The sequence below is a fragment of the Streptomyces sp. NPDC026589 genome (assembly GCF_040638385.1).
GTDB lineage: Bacteria > Actinomycetota > Actinomycetes > Streptomycetales > Streptomycetaceae > Streptomyces.
Map to the genome: position 1 here is coordinate 75,775 of NZ_JBEZYG010000015.1, position 23,848 is coordinate 99,622.

General features: G+C 71.7%; 18 protein-coding genes and 2 tRNA genes. 8 read left to right on the forward strand and 12 right to left on the reverse strand.

Annotated elements, in window-relative coordinates:
- Positions 1 to 59: 59 nt before the first annotated feature.
- The 3 genes from AB0F29_RS25235 to AB0F29_RS25245 form a co-directional block, all read right to left on the reverse strand.
- Entirely contained in the window at positions 60 to 1,997 is a 1,938-nt protein-coding gene (locus tag AB0F29_RS25235) for a kelch motif-containing protein (RefSeq protein WP_361875984.1), read from the reverse strand.
- Positions 1,994 to 3,922, reverse strand: a complete 1,929-nt coding sequence (locus AB0F29_RS25240) for a glycosyltransferase family 2 protein (RefSeq protein WP_361875987.1) — start codon at positions 3,920 to 3,922, stop codon at positions 1,994 to 1,996. Before AB0F29_RS25240 ends, AB0F29_RS25235 begins: the two co-directional genes overlap by 4 nt.
- Positions 3,923 to 4,465: 543 nt before the next feature.
- Positions 4,466 to 4,539, reverse strand: a tRNA-Lys gene (locus tag AB0F29_RS25245).
- Between the two features lie 192 nt (positions 4,540 to 4,731).
- Between AB0F29_RS25245 and AB0F29_RS25250 the strand changes: the two genes are divergently transcribed.
- From AB0F29_RS25250 to AB0F29_RS25265, 4 genes are all read left to right on the forward strand, one after another.
- Complete coding sequence (locus AB0F29_RS25250; protein ID WP_361875990.1) at positions 4,732 to 6,021, forward strand: peptidoglycan-binding protein; 1,290 nt, start codon at positions 4,732 to 4,734, stop codon at positions 6,019 to 6,021.
- Between the two features lie 401 nt (positions 6,022 to 6,422).
- The gene (locus AB0F29_RS25255; protein ID WP_361876375.1) at positions 6,423 to 8,570 is read left to right on the forward strand and encodes an SPFH domain-containing protein; all 2,148 of its coding nucleotides are present in this window, start codon (positions 6,423 to 6,425) and stop codon (positions 8,568 to 8,570) included.
- 237 nt (positions 8,571 to 8,807) lie between these two features.
- Complete coding sequence (locus AB0F29_RS25260) at positions 8,808 to 9,398, forward strand: lytic polysaccharide monooxygenase (RefSeq protein WP_026290621.1); 591 nt, start codon at positions 8,808 to 8,810, stop codon at positions 9,396 to 9,398.
- A 26-nt stretch (positions 9,399 to 9,424) separates the two neighbouring features.
- Entirely contained in the window at positions 9,425 to 11,077 is a 1,653-nt protein-coding gene (locus AB0F29_RS25265) for an AMP-binding protein (RefSeq protein ID WP_361875994.1), read from the forward strand.
- Positions 11,078 to 11,155: 78 nt separating this feature from the next.
- Here the strand turns inward: AB0F29_RS25265 and AB0F29_RS25270 are convergent.
- The 7 genes from AB0F29_RS25270 to ehuB form a co-directional block, all read right to left on the reverse strand.
- A tRNA-Lys gene (locus AB0F29_RS25270) sits at positions 11,156 to 11,229 on the reverse strand.
- A gap of 101 nt (positions 11,230 to 11,330) precedes the next feature.
- Positions 11,331 to 11,882: a hypothetical protein gene (locus AB0F29_RS25275; RefSeq protein ID WP_361875997.1), complete on the reverse strand. Its 552-nt coding sequence runs from the start codon at positions 11,880 to 11,882 to the stop codon at positions 11,331 to 11,333.
- Positions 11,883 to 11,971: 89 nt separating this feature from the next.
- Positions 11,972 to 12,730, reverse strand: a complete 759-nt coding sequence (locus AB0F29_RS25280) for an IclR family transcriptional regulator C-terminal domain-containing protein (RefSeq protein WP_361876000.1) — start codon at positions 12,728 to 12,730, stop codon at positions 11,972 to 11,974.
- 166 nt (positions 12,731 to 12,896) lie between these two features.
- Positions 12,897 to 13,754 (reverse strand): ectoine/hydroxyectoine ABC transporter ATP-binding protein EhuA, encoded by an 858-nt coding sequence (gene ehuA / locus AB0F29_RS25285; RefSeq protein WP_361876003.1) that lies wholly within the window; start codon positions 13,752 to 13,754, stop codon positions 12,897 to 12,899.
- The gene (ehuD, locus tag AB0F29_RS25290) at positions 13,744 to 14,385 is read right to left on the reverse strand and encodes an ectoine/hydroxyectoine ABC transporter permease subunit EhuD (protein WP_018958571.1); all 642 of its coding nucleotides are present in this window, start codon (positions 14,383 to 14,385) and stop codon (positions 13,744 to 13,746) included. Before ehuD ends, ehuA begins: the two co-directional genes overlap by 11 nt.
- Complete coding sequence (gene ehuC, locus AB0F29_RS25295) at positions 14,382 to 15,113, reverse strand: ectoine/hydroxyectoine ABC transporter permease subunit EhuC (RefSeq protein ID WP_361876007.1); 732 nt, start codon at positions 15,111 to 15,113, stop codon at positions 14,382 to 14,384. The genes ehuD and ehuC overlap by 4 nt, the downstream gene beginning before the upstream one ends.
- 18 nt (positions 15,114 to 15,131) lie before the next feature.
- A complete protein-coding gene (ehuB, locus tag AB0F29_RS25300; RefSeq protein ID WP_361876010.1) occupies positions 15,132 to 16,034 on the reverse strand; it encodes an ectoine/hydroxyectoine ABC transporter substrate-binding protein EhuB in 903 nt (300 codons plus the stop codon).
- A 223-nt stretch (positions 16,035 to 16,257) separates the two neighbouring features.
- Between ehuB and AB0F29_RS25305 the strand changes: the two genes are divergently transcribed.
- Positions 16,258 to 16,725: a hypothetical protein gene (locus AB0F29_RS25305; protein WP_361876013.1), complete on the forward strand. Its 468-nt coding sequence runs from the start codon at positions 16,258 to 16,260 to the stop codon at positions 16,723 to 16,725.
- On the opposite strand, the gene AB0F29_RS25310 is transcribed toward AB0F29_RS25305, so the two are convergent.
- On the reverse strand, positions 16,697 to 17,752 hold the full coding sequence (locus tag AB0F29_RS25310) for a D-2-hydroxyacid dehydrogenase (RefSeq protein WP_361876016.1): 1,056 nt from the start codon (positions 17,750 to 17,752) through the stop codon (positions 16,697 to 16,699). The genes AB0F29_RS25305 and AB0F29_RS25310 overlap by 29 nt on opposite strands.
- A gap of 247 nt (positions 17,753 to 17,999) precedes the next feature.
- Here AB0F29_RS25310 and AB0F29_RS25315 point away from each other — a divergent pair, with 247 nt between their 5' ends.
- Together AB0F29_RS25315 and AB0F29_RS25320 are read left to right on the forward strand one after the other, a co-directional pair.
- Positions 18,000 to 18,764 carry a decarboxylase gene (locus tag AB0F29_RS25315; protein ID WP_361876018.1) on the forward strand — a complete coding sequence of 255 codons (765 nt, stop codon included), beginning with the start codon at positions 18,000 to 18,002 and terminating at the stop codon, positions 18,762 to 18,764.
- Between the two features lie 177 nt (positions 18,765 to 18,941).
- Positions 18,942 to 20,108, forward strand: a complete 1,167-nt coding sequence (locus AB0F29_RS25320; RefSeq protein WP_361876020.1) for an LLM class flavin-dependent oxidoreductase — start codon at positions 18,942 to 18,944, stop codon at positions 20,106 to 20,108.
- A 28-nt stretch (positions 20,109 to 20,136) separates the two neighbouring features.
- Here the strand turns inward: AB0F29_RS25320 and AB0F29_RS25325 are convergent, their stop codons facing one another.
- Entirely contained in the window at positions 20,137 to 22,137 is a 2,001-nt protein-coding gene (locus AB0F29_RS25325; protein WP_361876023.1) for an EAL domain-containing protein, read from the reverse strand.
- 398 nt (positions 22,138 to 22,535) lie between these two features.
- On the opposite strand from AB0F29_RS25325, the gene AB0F29_RS25330 reads away from it, so the two are divergent.
- Positions 22,536 to 23,825: a M6 family metalloprotease domain-containing protein gene (locus tag AB0F29_RS25330; RefSeq protein ID WP_361876378.1), complete on the forward strand. Its 1,290-nt coding sequence runs from the start codon at positions 22,536 to 22,538 to the stop codon at positions 23,823 to 23,825.
- Positions 23,826 to 23,848: the final 23 nt, after the last annotated feature.

Sequence of the window (23,848 nt, forward strand, 5' to 3'; positions counted from 1 at the left end):
CGGGAGGAACAGAGGAACAGCTCCTCCCGGACACGGCCCCGCCATGTGCGCGGCCGCCCCTACTCGGGCACCTCCACCCACATGCCCTCCGACGGAGTGCCCTGGTCGTCGGTGACGAACAGCATGTACCAACCGGACGGCACCAGCGCCCGGTTCTCCGGCACGGTGACGGTGACCCCGTCCTCCGACTTCTCCATCTCCAGCGCGATGGTGCGCTGGTCGGTGTCGGTGACATGGGTGACCGCGGAGGGCCGCATCAGCTTCGCCGAGGTGATCTTCGAGGCGTGCTGGGTGGTGAAGAGGCCCGTACCGCCGCGTTCGATCTTCTTGGGCCCGGCCGTCAGCTCCGGCTTGGAGTCCCGGTAGAGGTAGGGCGGGGTGTAGATCTCGATGCGCTGCTCGAAGACGCCGGGCCGGGTGTTGGCCTTGTCGGAGTAGAGCGAGTCGGAGCCGAAGATCATGACCCGGCCGTCCGGCAGCAGCAGGGAGCCCGAGTGGTAGTTCCGGCCGACCGCGGGGTCCGCCACCTTTACGTACGTGTCGGTCTTCGCGTCGTAGAGCCGGGCCTGGAGCACGTCCGAGCCGCCGCGCCCCCGGTAGTCGCTGGAGCCGCCGGTGACCAGCAGGGAGTCGTCGGGCAGCAGTGAGGCGCTGGGATAGCGGGTGCCCTCGGAGAGGGACGCCCCGTCGGTGAACTCCGGGTTCTTCTTCTGGAGGTCGACCAGCCGGGACTTCTCGCTGGACTTCTCAGACTCGCCGACCCCGCCGCCGCCGATCACCATGAACTTCTCGTCCTGGGCCGGGGGCAGCCGCACGGTCGCCGAGGTCTCCATCTGGTCCGGGTCGCTCAACCCGGGGATCTTCTTGAACTTGTTCGTCGACAGGTCCCAGACGCCCGGGTCACGGCCCACGTCCGCCGGACCGTACCCGGCGTTGGAGCCGGAGTAGAAGAGCTTGCCGTCGTTCAGCAGGAAGATCGCCGGATAGGTGGGGAACTTCCGGACGATGCCGGTGTACTCCCACTCCTTGGTCTCCGGGTCGTAGATCTCGTCCTTGCCGGGGACGATCTGCCCGATCTCGTCAAGACCCGACAGCGCGAGGACCTTGCCGTCCTCCAGCGTCGTCAGTGTCGGGTACCAGCGGGCCTCGTTCATCGGGTCGACGGGTATGTACTTCTCCGCGACCGGATCGAACTCGAAGGCGTCCTTGATCCCCTGGAAGTCCTTCTTGTCCAGGGCCAGCTTCTGCGCGATGCCGTAGACGTTGCGGGTGTCCGAGCCGGACAGGCCCGCCACCCGGTAGTTGTCCTCGGTGCCGGTCTCGTACTGCTTGCCGGTCTTCTGCGCCTCGACGTAGATCCGGCCGAGCCCGGGATCGTTGCGCAGGAACGCGCCGGTCTGCTTGTCGAAGACCTTCTTCGCCTTCTCCACCAGTACCGGGTCCTTGGAGACGTACGTCTTGCCGTTCTCCTTGCCGGTGAACCGGGTGCCCGCGGGCAGGGTGATCGGCTTGTCCGGGTTCTCGTTGTGGACGATCATCAGGCCGCCGGCCTTGGTGACGTCGCCCTGGAGCTTCTCGTAGCGCTTGGTGCCGCCGGCTATGAGGAGCTTGCCGTCGGGCAGCTGGGTGTGCCCGGCGCAGAACATGTCCTCGGGCGTGGGGATGTCCTTGAAGACGTTCGTCTTCGGGTCCCACAGCACCGAGCGGAAGCTCTTCGCGTCGAAGTTCTTCTGGTTGTTCCCGGAGCCCGCGACGAGCAGCACCTTGCCGGTGTGCAGCAGCGCGGCGTGGATCGTGTTGATCCGGTGCTCGGAGGGGATGTCCAAAAAGTCCCAGTGGCCGTTGGCCGCCTTGTACTCCGGCTGGTTGATCTTGTACTCGTGGTAGCGCTCGGTGCTGAAGCGGTACAGCCACGGCCCGTTCGCCCCCGCGAGCGCGAGAACCACCGCCGTACTGATCGCCAGGCGGCGGGTACGGCGGCTCGGACGGTACTTCATTTCTTACGTCCCCCAAGGGCGATCTGGGCGATCTGCATGGTCTGGTCGTTGCCCGGCGCCTCGGGCAGGGGTGCGGGGCGGGGCTCCGGGGCCGGCCCTCCGCTGCGGTGGGATCCGCCCGCCCGGCGCTTCTTCTTCTCCGCGCGGATCGTGTGCCGCCAGCCGATGATCGGCGCCGCGGTGATCAGCAGCGCCAGCGTGGCCCAGGTGACCATCGCGGGGTGGCTGTGGCCCAGGAAGAACGAGGAGATGATCGACGCGGCGAACACGACGATGAAGAACAGGTGGATGCGGAAGGTGCCGAACAGGGTGTCCGGGCTGGACGAGTCGCCCTTGGGGGTCACCACGAACGAGCTCTTGCGGCGCAGCACCGCGTCCATCAGCGAGCGGGCGTAGATCGGCGCGGAGAGCGCGGACATCGCCATGCCGGCCAGGCCGCCGGAGCCCTCGGGCTCGTGCGGCGAGACGTTGTGGCGGCGGTTCCAGATGTACAGGCCGATCTGGAGCGCGGACGCGTTGCCGTACAGCATCATCCAGATCGTCGGGTCGATCTGGACGCCCGAGGCGCCCATGCCGAGGAACAGCGCGCAACTGAGGGCCGCGAGGATCCAGTTCATGGCCGACATCGGATAGAAGATGATCATCATCGTGTAGTTGAAGAGCTTGCCGGGCGGCATGGTCCCGAAGCCCTTCCAGAACTGCCCGATGATCGTCTCGTAGGTGCCCCGGGACCAGCGCAGCTGCTGGGTGAAGAAGTCCGTCCACGCGGTCGGGCCCTCGCCGACGGCCAGCACATCCGGGGTGTAGACCGAGCGCCACTTCCTGCCCGTGGCCGGGTTGCGGTGGCGGTGGATCTCGAAGCCGGTGGCCATGTCCTCGGTGATCGAGTCGTACAGGCCGCCGATCTGCTTGAGCGCCGAGATGCGGACCGCGTTGCTGGTGCCGACGAACATGGGCGAGCCGTAGCGGTTGCCCGCGCGCTGGATCAGGGCGTGGAAGAGGAACTGCTGCGACTCGGCGGCCTTGGTGACGAAGGTGTCGTAGTTGCCGTAGACCTGCGGGCCGATGACGAAGCCGACGTCCGGGTCGCGGAAGTAGCCGAGCATCCGCTCCAGGTAGTTCGCCATCGGGATGTGGTCGGTGTCGACCGAGGCGAAGAAGTCGTAGTCGCCGCCGTGCGCGTCCAGCCAGGCGTTGTAGTTGCCGTGCTTGGTCTTGGCACGGTGCGGGCCCTTGGCCTGGTTCCAGTGCGCCACGCCCTTGCGGGAGAAGTGGTGCACGCCGAGCCGGGCGCAGACCTCCTTGACCGCCGGGTCGTCGCCCTCGTCCAGCAGCCACACGTGCATCAGACCGCGATGGCGGATCCGCACGGCCGCTTCCAGGGTCTTCGTCACCATGGCCAGCGGTTCCTTGCCGGGGACGAAGGAGGTGAGGAAGGCGACCTTGGTGCCGGACTCCGGGATCACCGGGACCGGGTCGCGGGCGACGAGCGTGGCGTGCGCGTTCGACAGGACGTTCATCGTGCGGAACAGCTCGATCAGACCGATCGAGACCAGCATGACGATGTCGAGGACCAGCAGGAGGTCGTTGTCCAGGTTCGGATCGCGGTCCGTCCAGTGGCTGGGCTGCATCAGCCAGGCGAAGAGGCCGAGCGAGACGAGGGGAGCCGCGCCGAGCAGGAGCGCCGCGCGCACCCGGTGCGGCTCCTGCGATATGAGCGAGCGGTACTGGACCTTGTACGGCTTGCCCGCGGGGGGCTGCGTCAGCGGTCCGGCGAGCCGGCTGTAGTGCTCGTAGTCGTAGCGCGGCAGCTCTTTCTTGGCACGCCGCCGCGCCGCGCCGGTCCGCAGCCCCGCGGGTATCCGGAGCTGCGTCGTCCGGGAAGCGTCGTTCTCCTGCCGGTCGCCTGGCGGCGTCGACGTCATGGGTACATCCCCCCGCACGCATGCTGATGCGTGCCTGTTCGGTCTCTCTCTTCGTGCGCGGTGGGCCCCGCTCTTCACCGGGCACGCACACGGTGGCAGACCACCGTCACCACAGACATGGAACGGCAGCCTTCCGGTTGCATGATGCCCCCTCGGCGTCCGCCCTTGAGTGGGACCCCACCCCGCGGCGCAGACAACCGGAACGTCACAATCTGCTGCGCCAACTGTACGGATCAGCAGCCGCTTTGGACCTGACGGTCTTCAGACAGATTGTCCGAGACCGAACAGGACCGCAAGCGTGAAACATGCTGTTTGTCGGCCATGCGCACGATTTGACCACACCTTGTGGAGGGGGTGTGACGAAGTGGAGACCGGCGCTCGCTCCTCCGTCGCCGCCGCTCCGCCGCCGCTCTGTCACCGCTCCGCGACGGTCCGGAGTTCGGTGCGTAGCTGTGTGTGCGCGCGGGCGTCGGGTGTCACCGGATGCCGGACGGGGAATGATCAAAGCCCCCTCACTGAACGTGAGGGGGCTTTGACTGTGCGTGCGCCGTCAGGGACTCGAACCCCGGACCCGCTGATTAAGAGTCAGCTGCTCTAACCAACTGAGCTAACGGCGCCTGCTGACCTGGAGAACTCTACCCGACTCCCAGGGGTGCTCCGAACCATTTATCGGCCGCCACGCCCCGTCAGATAGTCGTTTTTTTCCTTTGTTCCGTCAAAATGCGATATGTCAGGAGAGTTGAGACACTGACGCCCGTTGCGGCTGCGCCCAAAGATCTTGACGAATGACGAGTGCGGAGGGGAATCGCATGAGTGTGCCGGTCTTCGAGGAGTACGAACCCGCTGCCGACTGCGGATGCGCGGGGTGCGCCGTGCGACGGCGCTCCGCCGCGAGGGCCCTGCCGGTGCGGCGCGGCGGACACCCCGCCGCGCACGGCGCGCGCCGCGCCCTGGTGCTGGCCACGGCCGCCGGGGTGGTGCTCTCCTGCGGAGCCGCGGGTGCGGCCGCGGCCGGGCAGGTCCCCGGGCCCCCGCGCGCCGACGGGGGAGCCGACCCCGAACCCTCGACCCCGCAGGGTGAGCAGGGGCCGCTGCGGGGCACCGGCGCCTCGGGCCCACCGTCCGCCGGATCGGCCGCACCGAAGACGACCCGGGCCGAGATCATCGACCGGGCCAAGCGGTGGGTGGGCGCGAAGGTCCCGTACAGCATGGAGAAGTACTGGTCGGACGGCTACCGCCAGGACTGTTCGGGCTATGTCTCGATGGCCTGGAACCTCGGCAGCAACGAGTGGACCGGCAGCCTCGCCGCCTACGGGACCCGGATCGCCCGCGCCGACCTCCAGCCCGGCGACATCCTCCTCTTCCACAACCCGGCCGACCCCTCCCAGGGCTCGCACGTCACGATCTTCGGCGGCTGGACCGACGCCACGCGCACCCACTACGTCGCCTACGAGCAGGCGCGCCCGCGGACGCGGAAACAGTCGACGCCCCTGGCGTACTGGAACAACTCCGACCGTTACGTGGCGTACCGGTACAAGGGGGTTGCGGGTGGATCGTCCGGCTCCGGATCGTCCACCGCCTTCCCCGGGGCCGAGCGGTTCGGCCCCGGCGTCGACAACGCGTACGTGACCCGGCTCGGGCGGATGTTGGTCGAGCGGGGCGGCAAGCGTTTCTACGCGGTCGGACCCGGGCCCGTGTGGAGCGCGGCCGACCGGCGGGCGACCCAGGCGTTCCAGCGGGCGCAGGGCTGGCAGGGCGAGGAGGCGGACGGTCTCCCGGGCCCGCACACCTGGCGCCTGCTGGCCACCGGCGGCGGACGGGACATTCCGGCCCCCGGCGCGGGCGGCAGCCCGAATACCGCCGTCGCGTTCCCCGGGCGCGGCTATTTCAAGCCGGGTCAGTCCAACAGCCATGTCGACCGGCTCGGCGAACAGTTGGTGAAGAAGGGATACGGCAAGCACTACGTGTCGGGCCCCGACCCGCGCTGGACCGAGGCCGACCGCCGCAACGTCGAGGCGTTCCAGCGGGCCCAGGGCTGGCGTGGCGGGGCGGCCGACGGCTATCCGGGGCCGGAGACCTGGCGCCGGCTCTTCGCGTGACGGACGTGACGGAAAGGAAGCGGTAACCGGTGACCCCCAACGACGACCAGACTCCCCGGACCAGCCTCACCCCCCACCCCCTGGACGACCAACTCCCGCCGTCCCTCTTCGCCCCACCGGGCGAGGGCTCCCCGCCCCCGCTCTTCGGTCCGGCCGCCGACCAGGCCCTTCCGCCGGAGGCCGACCCTGCGCCGCCCCTGGACGCCGGGCCGCCGCCTCCGCTGTCCGACCGCGTGGGTGGGGGCCCCCGGCCCCCGGCGGGTGAGCTTCCGTCTCCGCTGTTCGGCCGGGTGGGCGGGGACGCCGCCCCGTCGGCCGGTGCCAGCGCCCCGCTGTCGGAGGGCGGCAGCGTCCTGCCGCCGGACGGCGAGCTTCCGCCGCCGTCGGGGGGTGGCGGTGTTCTGCCGTCGGGCGACAGGCTTCCGCCGCCGCTCTTCCGCCCCATCGGGGAGAAGTCCCCGCCGCCGGAAACGGACAAGACCCCGCCCACGCCGCCCCGGACGGCCGCGGAACCCCCGAACGTGAGCCTGCACCTCGGCCCGACCCCGGACGGCCCGACCCCGGACGGCCCGACCCCGGACCGCCCGACCCCGGACGGGCACCCGGGTGAGGTTGCTTCGGACGGGCCCGCTTCGGGCCGGCCTGCCTGGGAACGCCCGGCTTCCGACCGCCCGGCTTCCGACCCGCCTGCTTCCGACCGGCCCGCTTCGGACCGGCCTGCCTCGGCCAGCCCGGCTTCGGACCGGCCCGCTTCGGGCCGGCCGGCTTCGGACCGGCCTGCCTGGGACCGGCCGGCTTCGGGCCGGCCGGCTTCGGACCGGCCTGCCTGGGATCGGCTGGCTTCGGACCGGCCGGCTTCCGACCGGCCTGCCTGGGACCGGCCTGCCTCGGCCAGCCCGGCTTCGGGCCGGCCCGCTTCCGACCGGCCTGCCTGGGACCGGCCGGCTTCGGACCGGCCCGCTTCCGACCGGCCTGCCTCGGCCAGCCCGGCTTCGGACCGTCCCGCTTCGGACCGGCACCCCGACCGTCCGACCCCGGCCACCACCCCGGACCGCCCGACCCCCGCGCACCCCGTGCCGCTCGACGGGAACCTCTATCTCAAGCCCGTCCGGCGTTTGAGGACGGAACCCTCGGCGGAGTGGACCCCGCACCCCTCCTACGGGGCCGAGCCCGAGGGCGAAAAGAGGCCCACCCGGACGGGCCCGGTCGGACGGGGGACCCAGGACGCCCCCGCCGGGGGACCCGTGGACGACCCGGGGCCCGACACCGAGCTGGACCTCGTCCTGGACCTGGCCTCCGGCGACCGGGCCGCCTCCGCCACGTTCTCCGTGCCCGTATCCCTGCCCGTGCCCCTGCCCGTGCCCCCGACCGCCGCCGCGACACCCGTCCCCGCCGCGGCGACGCCCTCGTACCCCGGCCGCCGCCACTCCGTCATCGCCAACGAGACCACCGCCTCCATCCCCGTACACCTCCTCTTCCGCGACGACCAGGAGCCGGCCGAGCCGGGCGCCGCGGCGTCGCTGCCCGCGGCCGTCGTCCGCCGCCCCGCCACCGGCGACCGCTCGCCCGCCACCCGGCGGCCCCCCGTGCCGCGTTCGTCGCGGACGCGGGTCCAGCCGTCGACCCGGCCCGCCCCGGTCGCCGACCCCCGCCTCGCCGAACGGCCCGGCCCCGCCCTGCCCGGCTCCGCCGCCCTCCTCGTCGGCGCGGCCGGAATCGCCGGCGGACTGGCCGTCCTGTGGTGGCGCGGCGCGCTGCCCGCCGCCTGGCAGGCGGCCGTCGGTCTCGCCCCCCGGACCGACCTCGGCATCGGCTTCGGCGCCTGGGTCCTGCTCGCCGTCCTCGCCACCGTGGTGCTCCTCGCACTCGGCGGGCTCGGCCGGGGCCGGGTCGGGTACGCGTGGGTGCTGACGCTCTTCGGCGACTACCGGGGCAGCGTCCGGCGCACCGGCCTCGTCTGGGTCTCACCGCTGCTGCTGCGCCGCCGCGTCGACGTACGGCTGCGGCACTGGCGCAGCGAGCCGCTGCCCGCCGTCGACGCGAACGGCACCGCGTTGCGCGTGGTCGTCCTCGTGGTGTGGCGGATCGAGGACACGGTCCGGGCCGTCCTCGGCATCGAGGACCACGAGGCGTACCTGAGCGCGCAGGTCGAGGCCGCGATGGCCCGGGTCCTCTCGCAGCTGCCCGCCGACGCGTTCCACGAGGACGCCCCGAGCCTGCGTGACGCGGAGGCGGTCGGCGACGCCCTGACCCGGATGCTGAAGGCGGACTGCGAACCCGTGGGCGTCGAGGTGTACTCGGCGCAGCCGACCGGCATCGAGTACGCCCCCGAGGTCGCGGCGGCGATGCAGCGGCGGCGGATCGCCGCGATCGACTCGAAGCACCGGGACAGCGTGCTCACTTCCGTGGTGGACGCGGTCGACGACACCGTCAACCGGCTCACCACGCGCGGCATCGTCGACCTCGACGACTACGAACGCAAGGCGCTTGTCAAAGACTTGACCGTCGCCTTCTACACCGGTCGCAGCGGGGGCGGAGACGGGGCCTGAGGGCGCGGGGGAGGGCCGTGCGAGGTCGGAGAGGGGCGGGTGGCGGGCCGGGGCAGTTCGTCGACCCGCTGGAATATGACCCTCATTGGTCTGGACATGTTCACGTCGCGTCAATAATCTAAGACTTGGTCTAGACCGCAGTACCTCGCATGCACAGCACCACGTACACGCACCAAGCGCGCAGCAGTCGAGCAATGCTCATGGAACCTCCCCCACGTTCTAGAGGAGCGACAGCCCATGCGGAAAAAGGCAAGCGCGGCCGTGATCGGTCTGGCGATAGCGGGCGTCTCGGTGCTCGCGACCACGAGCGCCAGCAGCCACGGCTACACGGACTCCCCGATCAGCCGTCAGAAACTCTGTGCCAACGGCACGGTGACCGGCTGCGGCAACATCCAGTGGGAGCCGCAGAGCGTCGAGGGGCTCAAGGGCTTCCCGGCGGCAGGACCGGCGGACGGCAAGATCTGCGCCGGTGGCAACGGGCAGTTCGCCCAGCTCGACGACCCGCGTGGCGGCAACTGGCCCGCCACCCAGGTCACCGGCGGACAGGGCTACAGCTTCCGCTGGCAGTTCACCGCCCGCCACTCCACCAGCGACTTCCGCTACTACATCACCAAGGACGGCTGGGACTCCACCAAGCCGCTCACCCGGGCCGCGCTCGAATCGCAGCCCTTCATGACCGTGCCGTACGGCAACAAGCAGCCGCCGTCCACCCTGACCCACCAGGGCACGATCCCCACGCAGAAGAACGGCAAGCACATCATTCTCGCCGTCTGGAACGTCGCGGACACCCCCAACGCGTTCTACGCCTGCTCCGACGTTAAGTTCTGACGCTCCTTCAGTTATCGTGCGGCGCCATGAGAGGTACCGGCACCGTCGCGGAGCTCGTACGACGTCAATGGGGTGACCACCGGCCCGCCCTGAAGCACGGCCCCACCGTGCTCAGTCATCACCAGGTGGTCGAGGGCGCCGCCGCACGGGCGGCGCTCCTCGCGGACCTTCTTCCGCGAGGCGGTGAGCCGCACCTCGGCCTACTGCTGGACAACACCCCCGAGTTCCCGCTGTGGCTCAGCGCGGCGGCCCTGGCCGGGGCCGCCGTCGCGGGGATCAACCCGACCCGGCGCGGCCCCGAGCCGGCCCGCGACATCCTGCACACCGAAGCCCCGGTCCTGATCACCGAGCGCGCCCACCTGCCGCTCCTCGACGGCCTGGAGCTGCCGGGGGTACGGGTCCTGATCACCGACACCGAGGCGTACGCCGCCCTGCTCGCCCCCTACGCGGGCGCCCGGCCCGGCGACGCCGTCGTCGCCCCGGTCGGCGCCGACAGCCGCATGCTCCTCTACTTCACCTCCGGCTCCACCGGCGCGCCCAAGGCCGCGATCTGCACCCAGGGCCGGCTCGCGGGGGCCGGCGCGTCCCTCGCCGGACACTTCGGGGTACGGTCGGACGACGTCCACTACATCTGCATGCCGATGTTCCACGGCAACGCGGTCCTCGCCGACTGGGCCCCCGCCCTGGCCGCCGGAGCCGCGATAGCGCTGCGCCCCCGCTTCTCCGCCTCCGCCTTCCTCGACGACGTACGCGCCTACGGAGCGACGTACTTCACCTACGTCGGGCGGGCCGTGCAGTACCTGCTCGCCACCCCCGAGCGCCCCGACGACCGGGACCACCCGCTGCGCCTGGGCTTCGGCACCGAGGCGGGGGCGGTGGACGCGGCCCGGTTCCGGGAACGGTTCGGGGTGCGGCTCGTCGAGGGATACGGCTCCTCCGAGGGCGGCGCCGCCATCCAGCGCACCCCCGGCACCCCGCCGGGCGCGATCGGCCGGGCCGCCGCCGCGGACGACCTGGCCGTCGTCGACCCGGAGAACGGTGAGGAGCGGGCCCCGGCCCGCTTCGGCCCGGGCGGGCGGCTGCTCAACGGGGACGAGGCCATCGGCGAGCTGGTCAACCGGGGCCCGACGCCCTTCGAGGGCTACTGGCGCAACCCGGAGGCGGACGCGGAACGGGCCCGCCACGGCTGGTACTGGACCGGGGACCTCTTCTACCGGGACGCCGACGGCTTCCTCTACTTCGCCGGACGCACCGACGACCGGCTCCGCGTCGACAGCGAGAACCTGGCCGCCGCGATGATCGAGCACATCCTGGCCCGCTGGGAGGAGGCGGCCGCCACCGCCGTCTACGCGGTCCCGGACCCGGTCACCGGCGACCAGGTGATGGCCGCCCTGGCCCTCCGGGCGGGCGCGTCCTTCGACCCGGCGGGCTTCGCCGCCTTCCTGCGCGCCCAGCCGGACCTGGGGACGAAGATGGCTCCCCGGTTCGTCCGGATCCTCGACCGGATGCCGGTCACCGCGACGAACAAGATCCACCGGGTGGTGCTCCGCCGCGAGGGCTTCCGCTGCACCGACCCGGTCTGGTGGGACCCGGCCGGCGACGGCTCGTACGCCCCGCTCGGCGCGGAGGGCCTGGAGGCCCTGCTCGCCCGCTACGCCGAGCACCGCAGACCACTCTGACCAGGGAGAAAGCATGGAGACAGCAGGGAGACAGCACAGTGGGCGGTCTCCGTGAAGGAGACCGCCCACTGGGTGTCGTGCGCCGTCAGGGACTCGAACCCCGGACCCGCTGATTAAGAGTCAGCTGCTCTAACCAACTGAGCTAACGGCGCCTGCTGACTCGAAAATAATACCCGGTCCGGATGAGTGCTGATGACACCCCTCGTGGCCCCGCCCTCCGAGGCCCCGGGAGAGGCCGCCGCCCCGCGCCCCCCTACGCCGTCCCCCGGGCGGCGACCGCGTCCGGGACCAGCGGGCCGATCCAGGCGGCGAAGGCGTCCCCCAGCTCGGCCCCGGCCGCACGGACGACCGCGTTCGGGTCCTCGGCGGCCTCCAGGCCGAAGTGCTCGCGCAGCCAGGCCCGGAACGCGGGGTTCCCGGGGCAGGGGTCGTATCCGCCCTCCCCGCCCTCCTCCTCGCGTTCGTCGTAGTAGTCCACGTCGTCCCAGCCGCACATCGGGGACCAGCCGGAGGCGAGGACGCGCAGCAGCTCGGGCAGATCGCGCGCGACGACATGGACGCCTCCCTCGTCCCCCAGGAGGAGCACGGGCAGCGTGGCGAGGTCGGCGCGGTCGTCCAGCAGCCAGATCGCGTACGTCGAGCCGGAGCCGGTGGCCTGGGCGAAGGGGCGGATCCGGTCGGAGAGCCGCGGGTAGCCACCGTCGTCCTCGCCGAAGGCGATCAGCTCGAAGCCGGGCGCGAAGGAGTCGTCGACGCCTTCCTCGAACTCCTTGAGGAGGTTCAGCGCGGGAATCGGTGCGTACATGGCGGTGACGCTACCGCCCGTGAGCACCGGCCCCCGGCCGCTACGGCGCGCACCGGCCCCCGGCCGCCAGGCGCGCACCGGTCCGGCCGCTACAGCGCCAACGACAGCAGAACCGGCGCCGCCCGGCGGCTGAGGATGTCTGCCGCCTCCCGCAGCCGGTGCGCGTCCTCGATCGGCAGGGACAGCGCGAGGCAGCCCGCGGCGGAGCCGGCCGTCAGCGGCACGGCCGCGCAGACGGTGCCCACCGCGTACTCCTGGAGATCCAGCACCGGGACCGTGGCGGACTGGGCGTCCAACTGGGAGAAGAGGATCTTCTCGTTGGTGATCGTCCGGGAGGTGAGCCGGGCGGTCCGGTGGCGGGAGAGGTGGTCGCGCCGCCCGTCGTGGTCGAGCTGGGACAACAGGCACTTGCCGACCGCGCTGGCGTGCGCGGAGGAGCGGAAGTCCACCCACTCGTTGACCGCCGGAGTCAGCGGCCCGTCCGCGACCTGCTCCACACTGACCTCGCCGTCGACATACCGGCTGAGATAGACCGCGGCGCCGATGGAGTCGCGCAGCTCGGTCAGGACGTGCTGGAGGCGGTCCTCCAGGGCCTGGCGGCGGGCCGCCCCGGAGCCGAGCAGCAGCAGCGAGGCGCCGATGACGTACGCCCCGTCGCTGATCTGCTCCACGTAACCCTCGCGGCGCAGGGTGAGGAGCAGGGAGGCGAGGTGGCCGACAGGCAGCCCCGTCTCGCGGGAGATCTGGGCATCGGTCACGCCGTTGCCGTGCTGGGAGACCGTTTCGAGCACGCGCAAGGCGTACTGCACCGAGTGGAACGGCGCGGTCGGCTCGGGCTTCAACGCCACGGTGCCCCCTACCAGGTTGTGACCGCAAGCTTTCGCCCCACGATAGCCGCCGAAACCCCCGTACGGGGCCCCAGTTGACGAGCCAGTGGGCGCGCCCCGGAGCTGTCAGCTGGGGCGCACCCGTCTGGCATATGCCACCGTCATGGGCGGAGTCTCAACCGCGAGGTCACAGCACCGCGTTGAGGAACTCGCGCGTACGTTCGTGTGACGGATCGGAGAAGATTTTTTCCGGGGACCCGGCCTCCACGACCCGTCCCGCGTCGAACATCAGCACCTTCTCCGAGACGTCCCGGGCGAAGTTCATCTCGTGGGTCACGCAGAGCATGGTGATGTCGGTGTTCCGGGCGATGTCCCCCAGCAGCTCCAGCACGCCCGCCACCAGCTCCGGGTCGAGCGCCGACGTCACCTCGTCCAGGAGCAGGATCTCCGGCTCCATGGCCAGGGCGCGGGCGATGGCGACCCGCTGCTGCTGGCCGCCGGAGAGCTGCGAGGGGTGGGCGTCGACCTTGGCGGAGAGGCCGACCAGGTCCAGCAGCTCCCGGGCCCGCGCCTCGGCCTCCTCGCGGCTCTTGCCGAGCACGCTGACCGGGGCCTCGGTGATGTTCTCGATCACCTTCATGTTCGGGAAGAGGTTGAACTGCTGGAAGACCATCCCGATCTTCTTCCGGGACTCGCGCAGCTGCTTCTCGCCCGCAGGCTTCAGCGAACCGTCCGGGGCCCGTACGTGGGTCAGCGGCGAGCCGTTGACCCAGATCACCCCGTCACTGACCTTCTCCAGCGTCATCAGCAGCCGCAGGATCGTGGTCTTGCCCGAGCCGCTGGGCCCGATCAGGGTGACGTGCTCACCGCGGTCCACGGTGAAGTCCAGTTCGTCCAGGACCACATGGTCGCCGTAGCGCTTCACCACCTTGTCGAACCGCACCAGCGGCTCACCCGTGCGCGCGGCGGCCGGGGCGGCGTCCTCGGGAGCTACGACCGGCCCCGGCGACTCCGGCTTCTTCAGGGGGAGGGGTTCAGTGGCCAAGGCGCTTCTCCAGCTTTCTCATCAACAGCGACGTGGGGTAGCTCGCGACCAGGAAGATCAGGCCGGCGAGGGTGAACACCTCGGTGTACGCGAACTGTTCGGCCCCGTACTTCCGGGCCTCGAAGACCATCTCCTGCACCGTGATCACGGCGAGGAACGGCGTCTCCTTGAACATCGAGATCGCGTAGTTCCCGAGCGCGGGCAGCACGTTGCGCACCGCCTGCGGCAGGATCACGGCCTGCCAGGTGCGCCGGGGCGACAGCGACAGCGCGCGGCACGCCTCCCACTGGCCCTTCGGCACCCCGTCGATCCCGGCCCGGTAGACCTCGGAGGTGTACGCGGCGTAGTGGACGCCCAGCACGGTGATGCCGATGTACAGCGGCTCCACGGTGTTGAACAGGGCGGCCGCCCCCACCAGTTGGACCAGCAGCGGGGTGGAGCGGACGAACTCCGTGACGAGCCGCACCGGGACCGTCACGAACTTGCTGGGCGCGCGCCCGGCCATCGCGACGACCAGTCCCAGCACGGCCGCCACCAGGGTGCCGAGCACCGTGGCGAGCAGCGTGACCTTGAACCCCTCCAGGAGGAGGGGCAGGGACTCCCCGACGGCGTTCCAGTCGAAGCCGTTCACCGGGTACCTCCCACGGCGGTCGTGGACGCGCTGCGGCTCTTGAACAGGCTCTTCGCGCCGGTGTCCAGGCCGAGCCGCCGCTTGGCGCTCCGCTCCAGCAGATTCATCAGCATTGTCAGCGCGTACGCCAGGACGAAGTAGGCGGCCAGCAGGGTCAGATAGGCGGTGAGGGTCTCACCGGTACGGTCGCGCAGCTGCTGGATCACCGTCATCAGATCGGCGGCGGAGATCAGCCACAGCAGCGGGGTCGCCTTCAGCAGCTGGATCAGCAGGTTGGTGAAGCTCGGGATCATCTGCACCCAGGCCTGCGGCAGGATCACCTTCCACAGCCGCCTGGACGGGCTCAGGTTGAGCGCGATCGCCGCCTCGTACTGCCCGCGCGGTACGGAGTTGACGGCGCCTCGCACCACTTCGGCCCCGTAGGCACCGAAGTTGAGGCCGAACGCGACCACACCGCAGACGACCGGCGTCAGTTCGTAGCCGGTCAGCAGCGGCATCGCGTAGTAGAGCCAGAACAGCTGGATGTAGAGCGAGGTGCCGCGGAAGAACTCCACGACCACCCGGGAGACCCCCCGGGCCAACAGCAGCCGGCTGCCCGCCATCAGCCCGAGCGCGAAGGCCAGCACCCCGGCCAGCAGCGCGCCCAGGACCGTGGCCTGGAGCGTCACCCACAGGCCCGAGCGGACCCGGGGGAACTCCTCGACGAGGAGGGAGAAGAAGTCACTCATGCGTGCGCGTCCGCCCCGTCAGCCCTTGCACAGATCCGCGGTCTTCAGGTCGGCGGGCGGGATCTCCGTCTCCCCGAACCCGTACGGCTCCAGCAGCTGCACATAGCGGGAGCGGTCCGACACGATCTTCTTCAGCTCGCGGTTGAAGGAGTCCCGCAGGTCCTCGTTGCCCTTGCGGAACACCGCGCCGCCGGGGGAGAACTGCTCCTTGCCGTCCAGCTGCGGCACGAACGCCTCGGTGACCTCGGTGTCCGGGTTGGTCTTCGCCAGCCAGCGGAGCGAGATCCCGGTGAGCAGGAAGGCGTCGACCCGGCCGCCCTTGACGGCGTCGGCCCCGTCCTGCGGCTTCTGCAACGTCTTGATCTTGTCCTCGGCGATGCCGGCGCCCTTGGCGTAACTGCCCTCGACCGCACCCGACATCACGCCGACGGTGATCCCCGCCTCCTTCGCGGAGGCCAGATCGGTGATCTTCTTCGGGTTGCCCTTCTTCACCATCAGGGCGGTCGGCGAGATGAACTCCGGCTCGGAGAAGATCGCGTTGCCGCAGCGCTCCGGGGTGATGGCCATGCCCGCGCTGACCACGTCGTACTTCCCGGCCTGGAGTCCGGGGATCAGCCCGTCCCACTCGGAGAGCGTCGGCTTCAGCTCGTCCACCCCGAGCGCCTTGAAGATCTCCCGGTGCAGCGTCGGGGCCTCGCCCTTGAGCTCCTTGCCCTCCAGATACCCGTACGGGGCCTCGTTCGCGTAGGCCACGCGTACGAAGCCCTGCTTGCGGAGCTTGTCCAGGGCGCCCTCGCCCGTCGCGGAGCCGGAGTCGGTCTTGCTGCACGCGGTGAGGAGGCCGGGAACGACGAGGAGGCCGCCCACGGCCGCCGATCCGTTGAGGAAACCCCGGCGGGACAGGTTCGGGAATTCAGCCATGGTTCGCAATCTCCTGGAGGTCGAACAGTCCGGACAGAGTGACCCCCTGCCCGATCCCGTACGTCTATGCAGGAAGCCGGAGGCATGTAACCCAACAGTGGCCGGAAGGTGACCTTCCCGTGCCCGAAGGAGGCGGAGCGCGACCGTGAGTGTGCGGGGCGTGTTCCCCCGTCACGCGAGACTCATGACTCCGCATCAGCCACTTCTGTGATCAGCTGTCGCCATGGTTGTCATATGGACAAGCGTCGTAGCGGTCGGGGGCACGCTCATGGGCGCCGTGATCACGCATCTCTTCCAGCGCCTCGCGGCCACGCGCAGTGAGCAGTTCGCGCGGTCGGAGGCGCTCCGGCAGGAGCGCACCGCCACCTACAGCTCGTTCGCCGCGGCGGTGGAGGACTATCGCCACGGTCAGGCGGGCCGCTGGTACCGCATGCGGCAGAGCCATGTGGCAGAGGCCTTCATCGAGGCTCGCGACGAGGCCCATCGCCTGCGGACGGCCACCCGACAGGTTCTGTATCGGGTCAAACTGCTCACCGACGACCAAGAAGTGGTCCTCGCCGCCGAACAGGCCTACCAGTGCGCACGGGACGTGTCGACCGCTCAGGACCAGGCCGAGCACGACGCGTTGGACGCCGGGGCGAGGCAGGCGATCGAGGAGTTCGTCACCCGGGCCGCGCCCCTGACCCGTTGACGCGTGGGCCGGAGGCGTCGGGTAGGTCCGAGGCGTCGTGCGGGTCTGACGCGTCGGGCGGGTCCGAGCCGTCGGGCAGGTCCGGGGAGAGGACGTAACCGCGTCCCTTGTCGACTGTGTTCGGCAACGGTTCGCCCCGTGACCACCGCTCGTACATCGCCACGAACTGTTCGCCCAGCCGGTCCCGCCAACCCGCGGTGTTCCCGCCCAGGGCCGGTGTCAGGACGAGCCCCGAGGCGTCCCACGACGGGCTCCCGGGGGCCCGTGTCTCCTCCTGAAAGGTGCTGAGCGCCGCCCCCGCGAGCCAGCGGCGGTTCAGCGCGTCCACCAGGTCGGCCTCGACCACCGTCGCCGCGCGCCCCGCGCCGATGAACCGCGCCGACGGCTGGAGCAGCCCGAAGAACCGGCTGTCGAACATCCCGCGCGTCGACTCCGTGAGCGGGACCGCCGCGACCACCCAGTCCGCCCGCGCGGCCAGCCGGTCCAGGTCCGCCACCCCGTGGATCGTGCGCCGGGCCGTCCGCCCCACCAGCGCCACCGTGAGCCCCAGGCCGTGCAGCAGCCGGGTGACCTCCCGGCCGATCGGTCCCGCGCCCACGACCAGCGCCCGCGAACCGGCGACCCGCTCCCCCTCCCGCTCGTGCGGGCGCCGCTGCCGCCGGCACTCCAGGACGCCGGGGAGATCCGTGGCGAAGGCCAGCACCAGACCCGCCACGCACTCCGCGACCGGCCGCTCGAAGACGCCCCGCGCGTTGGTGAGGACGGTGTCGGACGCCACCAGCTCCGGGCAGAGCACCCGGTCCACGCCCGCGCTCGCCGTGTGCACCCAGCGCGGCCGGGCCCCCGGTCCGGGCCAGGCCCGCCGTACCGCGTCGGACGCGAGGTCCCACACGAGCAGGACATCGGCGGCCGGGAGCAGTCCGGCGAGCGAGGAGGCGTCCGCGTGCCGCACGTCCACCCGGCCGATCAGCCGGCCGAGCCGCGGGGAGGGCGGGGCGTCGAGGACGAGCAGGACGGGATCCGGCATCGCTGGTCGGCCCTCCGTGACGGAACGGACGTACGGGATCCGCCCACGCTCGCAGCAGGCTCCCCCGCCGTCAACGAGGCCCGGCCGCGCGCCCCGGTGCTTGCCCGGGGGAATACTGGGAACACGTCGGGGCACGAGTGACCGGTCGCGCGGTCACGGCCGCCGGAGCGTCCGGAGGGCCCGCAGCGACCCCCTGGCGGGGCCGCCGCACAGTGCGGCGAGCCGTCGACGTACGGGAAGGGTGGACATGACGACCGTAGGACTTCTCTACCCGGGCCACGCCGCCGAGGACGACTACCCACGGACCGAGATCCTGCTCGACACCGACATCCGGCTGCCCCTGTTCTCGACCGGGACGGGGGAGGACGCCTACCGTGCCGACGCGCTGCGCGAGCAGGGCGCCCCCGCCCGGATCGCCGAGGGCGTCGAGGAACTGCGTCTCGCCGGGGCCGAGGCGCTGCTGTGGGCCTCCAGTGCCGGCAGCTTCGGGCAGGGCTGGGAGGGCGCCCACGAGCAGGTCGCCACCCTCGCCCGGAGCGCGGGCCTGCCCGCCTCCAGCACCTCGATCGGCTTCGTCCACGCGCTGCGCGAGCTGGGCGCCGGCCGGGTCGCCGTCGCCGCCCCCTACCCCGAGGACGTCACCGGGCTCTTCGCGGAGTTCCTGGCGTCGGCGGGCGTCGAGGTGGTGGCCGCGGCGTCCGGCGGTGCCGCGTCCTCGGCCGAGGCCGGGTCCTGGGTCCCGGAGCGGGTGAAGGGGCTGGCGCGGGAGGCCGACCACCCGGACGCCGAGGTGGTGCTGATCCCGGACACCTCCCTGCACACCGCCGCGTACGTCCCCGAGCTGGAGGAACTGCTCGGCAAGCCCGTACTCACGGCGAACCAGGTCACGGTGTGGGAGGGGCTGCGCCTCACCGACCGCCGGACGTGGGCCCCCTTGCTCGGCACCCTGTTCGCCACCCGTGAGCCGGTGCTGAGGTCGCTGGAGCCGAAGGGCATCGAGGTGCGGGAGTAGCCCCGGCGTCGGGTCGTCCGGTCGTCAGGACTCCGAGGTGCGGGAACAGCCCCGGCGTCCGGTCGTCCGGCAGTCGGGACGCGGCGCCCGGGTGATGCGCGGGAATATGCGGAGCCATCCTCCTGTTGCACCCCTCCGATACGCAGCCGTACGACAGCAGTACCGGGAGGCCGACACGTGGACGAGATCCGAGGCGACGAGACCCGCAGCGACACGAAGGGTGACGCGGCCGGGGGCGCGAGCGGCGGCCCGGCAGCCGCCGACGGGATCCGGGGCGCCGCAGCCGGAACGGCCCCCGTTCCCCTGTCCGTCCTCGATCTGGTCACCGTCGGGCAGGGCCGCAGCGCGACCCAGGCCCTGCGCACCAGCGTGGACATCGCGAAGCTCACCGAGAGCCGCGGCTTCCACCGCTTCTGGGTCGCCGAACACCACTCCCAGCCCGGGGTCGCCTCGTCCTCCCCGGCCGTGATCCTGGCGCACATCGCCGCCCACACCGAGCGCATCCGGCTCGGCTCCGGCGGGGTGATGCTGCCCAACCACGCGCCGCTGGTGATCGCCGAGCAGTTCGGCACCCTGGAGGCGATGGCCCCGGGCCGGGTCGACCTGGGCCTCGGCCGGGCCCCGGGCACGGATGGTGCGACGGCGGCGGCCCTGCGCCGCAGCGACCGGCTCAACGAGGGGGCCGATGACTTTCCGCAGCAGCTCATGGAGCTGATCCGGTTCCTGGACGACGACTTCCCCGACGGGCACCCCTACGCCCGGATCCACGCCGTGCCGGGCCCGGTCCAGGCGACCGCCCCCGACGGGGTGCAGTCCGCCCACCGGCCGCCGGTCTGGCTGCTGGGCTCCTCCGGCTTCAGCGCTCGGCTGGCCGGCACGCTGGGGCTGCCGTTCTCCTTCGCGCACCACTTCTCGGCGCAGAACACCATTCCCGCGCTCGACCTGTACCGCGCGTCCTTCCGGCCCTCCGCCGTGCTGGACGCCCCGTACGCCGCGATCGGGGTCTCGGCGCTGGCCGCCGACGACGAGCGCGAGGCCCGCCGCCAGGTGCTGACCGGCGCCCTGTCCATGGTCCAGCTGCGCACCGGCCGGCCGGGGCTGATTCCCAGCCCCGAGGCGGCGGCGGCGTACGACTTCTCCCCGATGGAGCGGGAGTTCGTCGACGGCTGGCTCGCCAACGTGATCCACGGGACCGCCGACGAGGTCCGCGGTGGCCTCGACGACCTGGCCGAGCGGACCGGCGCCGACGAACTGATGATCACCGCCCACGCGCACGGCGGCGAGGCCCGGCTGCGCAGCTACGACCTGATCGCGGACGCGTACGGCCTGCCGACCGCTCCGTAGGCCCTGCGGGGTCCCGGCCGGGGGGGCGTCAGCCCTCCAGCGGCCGGGACCCGATCAGCCCGGCGATCTGCTCCGGCGCCACGGCCCGCGAGTACAGCCACCCCTGCCCGGTGTCGCAGCCGATCCGCCGCAGCCGCTCCGCCTGCCCGGCCGTCTCCACGCACTCCGCGGTGACGGTCAGGCCCAGGCGGTGCGCCAGCTGCACCATGGCCTCCACGATCGTCTCGTCGGCGGGGCTCGGATGCGTACCGTCCTCGTACCGGAAGCCCTTCACGAACGCCCCGTCCAGCTTCAGCACGGAGACGGGCAGCCGGCTGAGGTAGGCGAGGTTCGAATAGCCCGTGCCGAAGTCGTCGATGGCGATCCGTACGCCCATGTCGCTCAGCGCCTGGAGCGCCCGCAGCGGACGGCCGCCCGAACCCATCACCGCCGATTCGGTCAGCTCCAGCTGGAGCAGCCCCGGGGCCAGCCCGGTCTCGGCCAGGATCCGGTCCACGTCGGCGACCAGGTCGGAGTCCCAGACCTGCCGTACGGCGACGTTGACGCTGATGAACAGCGGCGGCTCGTCCGGGTGGTCGAGCTGCCAGCGCCGCGCCTGCCGGCACGCGGTGCGCAGCACCCACCGGCCGAGCTGGACGATCGATCCGTCCTCCTCGGCGATCTGGACGAACCGATTCGGCGGCAGGACGCCGAACTGCGGATGGTTCCAGCGCACCAGCGCCTCGACGCCGCGCAGCACACCGTCCGCCATCCCGACCAGCGGCTGGTACTCCAGCGTGAACTCGCCGCGCTCCACGGCGGGCCGGAGCGTGGAGGAGAGGGACTGCCGGGTCATGCGGTGGGCGTTGCGCTCGGGGTCGAACAGGGTCCAGCGGGCCTTGCCGTCCGCCTTCGCCCAGTACAGCGTGGTGTCGGCGGCCTGCATCAGACCGGTGGGCGAGGTGCCCGCCGCGGTCCGTTCGACCACTCCGATCGACGCGGAGACCGAAAGTCGCTGTCCGGCGAGGTCGAACGGCTGCTGGAGAGCCGCCAGGACCGAACGGGCCAGCTCGGCGAGTTCCTCCGTGCCCGCCGAGTCCTCGACCAGGATCGCGAACTCGTCACCGCCCAGGCGTGCCACCAGCCGGCTGCCGCCGGGATTGCGTGAGGCGTCGTTCTCGGCGCAGTCGGTGAGCCGCGCGGCGACCGCGGCCAGCAGCCGGTCCCCGGTCCGGTGCCCCAGGGTGTCGTTGATCGCCTTGAAGCCGTCCAGGTCCAGGTAGCAGAGCCCGATCCGGGCGTGCTGCCGAGGCGGCAGGGAGTCGTCCTGGTACGGCGGGGTCTCCAGCGCCGAGGCGAGGCGCTCGAAGAACAGCGTCCGGTTGGGCAGCCGGGTCACCGGGTCGTGCATCTGGAGGTGGCGCAGCCGCTCCTGGAGCTCCCGCCGGTCGCTGACGTCCGCGACCGTCAGCAGGACCCGGGCCGGCTCCGCCGCCGACGCTCCGGTCATCGGTACGACGGTGATCTCGGCCCACAGGGAGCGCCCGTCGGGGTGCTTGAGGCGGCGGGTGCAGCGGAACCGGGAGCGGCGGCCCAGCAGGACCTCGCGGTAGGCGTGCCAGGTGCGGTCGTCGGACGCGAGGTCGAACAGCTCGCTCGCCTGCCGCCCGGCGAGGACCGCCGCCGCGGTGCCCAGGAGCCCGCCGAGCGCCTCGTTGGCCCGTACGACGTGGCCCCGGCCGTCGACGACGCCCATGGGGAGCGTGGCGGCGTTGAAGGCGGCACGGTAGTCGCGCAGTTCGGAGGCGATGGGACCGCCGTCGGCGGGGGGTGGGGTCCCGGCGCCCGGATCCCAGGGCGCCGGGCCCGTGACCGGTGTGTCCACGACCGGCGGGTCCGAGACCGTTGGGTCCGTGACCGTTGGCTTCATGATCGGTGGGTCCATGACCGTTGGGTCCATCGCCGTCGTATGACGCTCCGTGACCGGCGCGGGGGGCACGCCGGAGGCCGTGCCTGCCGGGGCGCTCGGCCCTTCGGAGGTTCCGCTCACCGCTCGCTCCCGCTGTGAAGGTCGTCGTGAACTGGTGGGGTCGGACTGGCCACCGAGTGGCGGTCCCGTGAACGGGCCCGTTCCACGCGGGAAAGCGTGGTGAAGCATAGAGGGTGCCGCGTCGGCCCTTCCAGCTCACCATCCGGTCCGCGCCATCGCACGCGTCCGCGAGGCAACGGGAGCCGACGTTCCGCTTTGCCCGATCCTGATCATTTCTGTGCGGATCTGTTTCATCGGGTGGCTCGAATGGTCGGCGGTGACGTTCCGTGAAGGTGTGGGTGGCGATTCTGTTCCGCTCTGTCCCGCTGAACCCGTGTGGGGCAGCACAACAGGGCGTGGCGTGGTGAAGCGGCACAGGGTGGACGGGATGGACCGTGTTTCCCCACCCGGAGGTCGATGTGCCGTGCCGTCGCGGACCCGGGGGAGCGGAACGGCCGCCGCTGCGCAGTCTGGCCGCCGCCGCCACCTCCCTCCTGGCGCTCGCCGCCATGTCCCTCGTCGCGGGCCCCGCCGCGGCCGCCATGGAGGACGCCACCCCCTGCGCCCTGCCCCGGACGGCGGCGCACCACTCGCTCGGCCTGGACACCTGGAACGCGGCGTACCCGCGGCCCGACCGGGGGCTCGACGCGGTCATGATCTTCCTGTCCTTCCCGGACTCCGAACCCACCCTCACCCCCGAGGCGCTCACCGCCGACCACTTCCCCGCCACGACCCGCTTCTTCGAGCGCGCCAGCTATGGCCGGTTCACCCTGCGCCCCCATCCGCAGCGGACCTGGACGCGGATGCCGCGCGACTCCACCTGGTACGGCATAGAGCGTGACTGGAACGCCGAGCGGCGGACCGCCTACCTGCGCGACGCCATCGACGCGGCCGACCCGGACGTGGACTTCTCCCGGTACGACGTCGTCTACCTGGTGGCCGACCCGGACGCCCCCGGCGTCGACTCCGACGCCACCAAGGTCGTCAATTTCGACCGGCCGCTTCGCGCCGACGGCAGCGACATCCGGCGCGTCGTCACCGTCTTCGAACAGCACCCGCCCGACCGCAACGTCCTCGCCCACGAGACCGGACACGTCTTCGACCTCGCCGACCTCTACCACCGGCCCACGGACGGCAAGGGCGACTGGGACACCCACGTCGGCGACTGGGACGTCATGGGCAGCCAGTTCGGCCTCGCCCCGGACCTGTTCGGCTGGCACAAGTGGAAGCTCGGCTGGCTCGGCGGGCGCCAGGTCGTCTGCGTCCAGGGCTCGGCCGACCTCACCCTCGAACCGGTCGCCGCCGCCCCGGCCCCCGGCGGGTCGATCGGGACCCGGCTCGCCGTCGTCCGCACCGGTGCCGACAGTGTCCTGGCCATCGAGGCCCGCAGCGCCACCGGGAACGACCGGGACACCTGCGCCGAGGGCATCCTGATCTACCGCGTCCGCAGCGAGACGGCCTCCGGTGGCGGGCCCGTCGAGGTGATCGACGCCCACCCGGACACCGGGGCCTGCTGGGACCGCTCGGTCTACCCGCCGCTGGCCGACGCCCCGCTCGCCGTCGGGGAGACCTTCACCGTGCCGGGTGACGACACCCGCGTCGAGGTCGCGGACCGCACCCCGTCCGGCTCCTGGACCGTCCGGATCACCACCGGCGTCCGGAACGGCCCTGCGGAGAGCTCCGGGGAGGACCTCGCCGCACACGGGTGAACGAAGAAGCCCCCCGCTTCCGC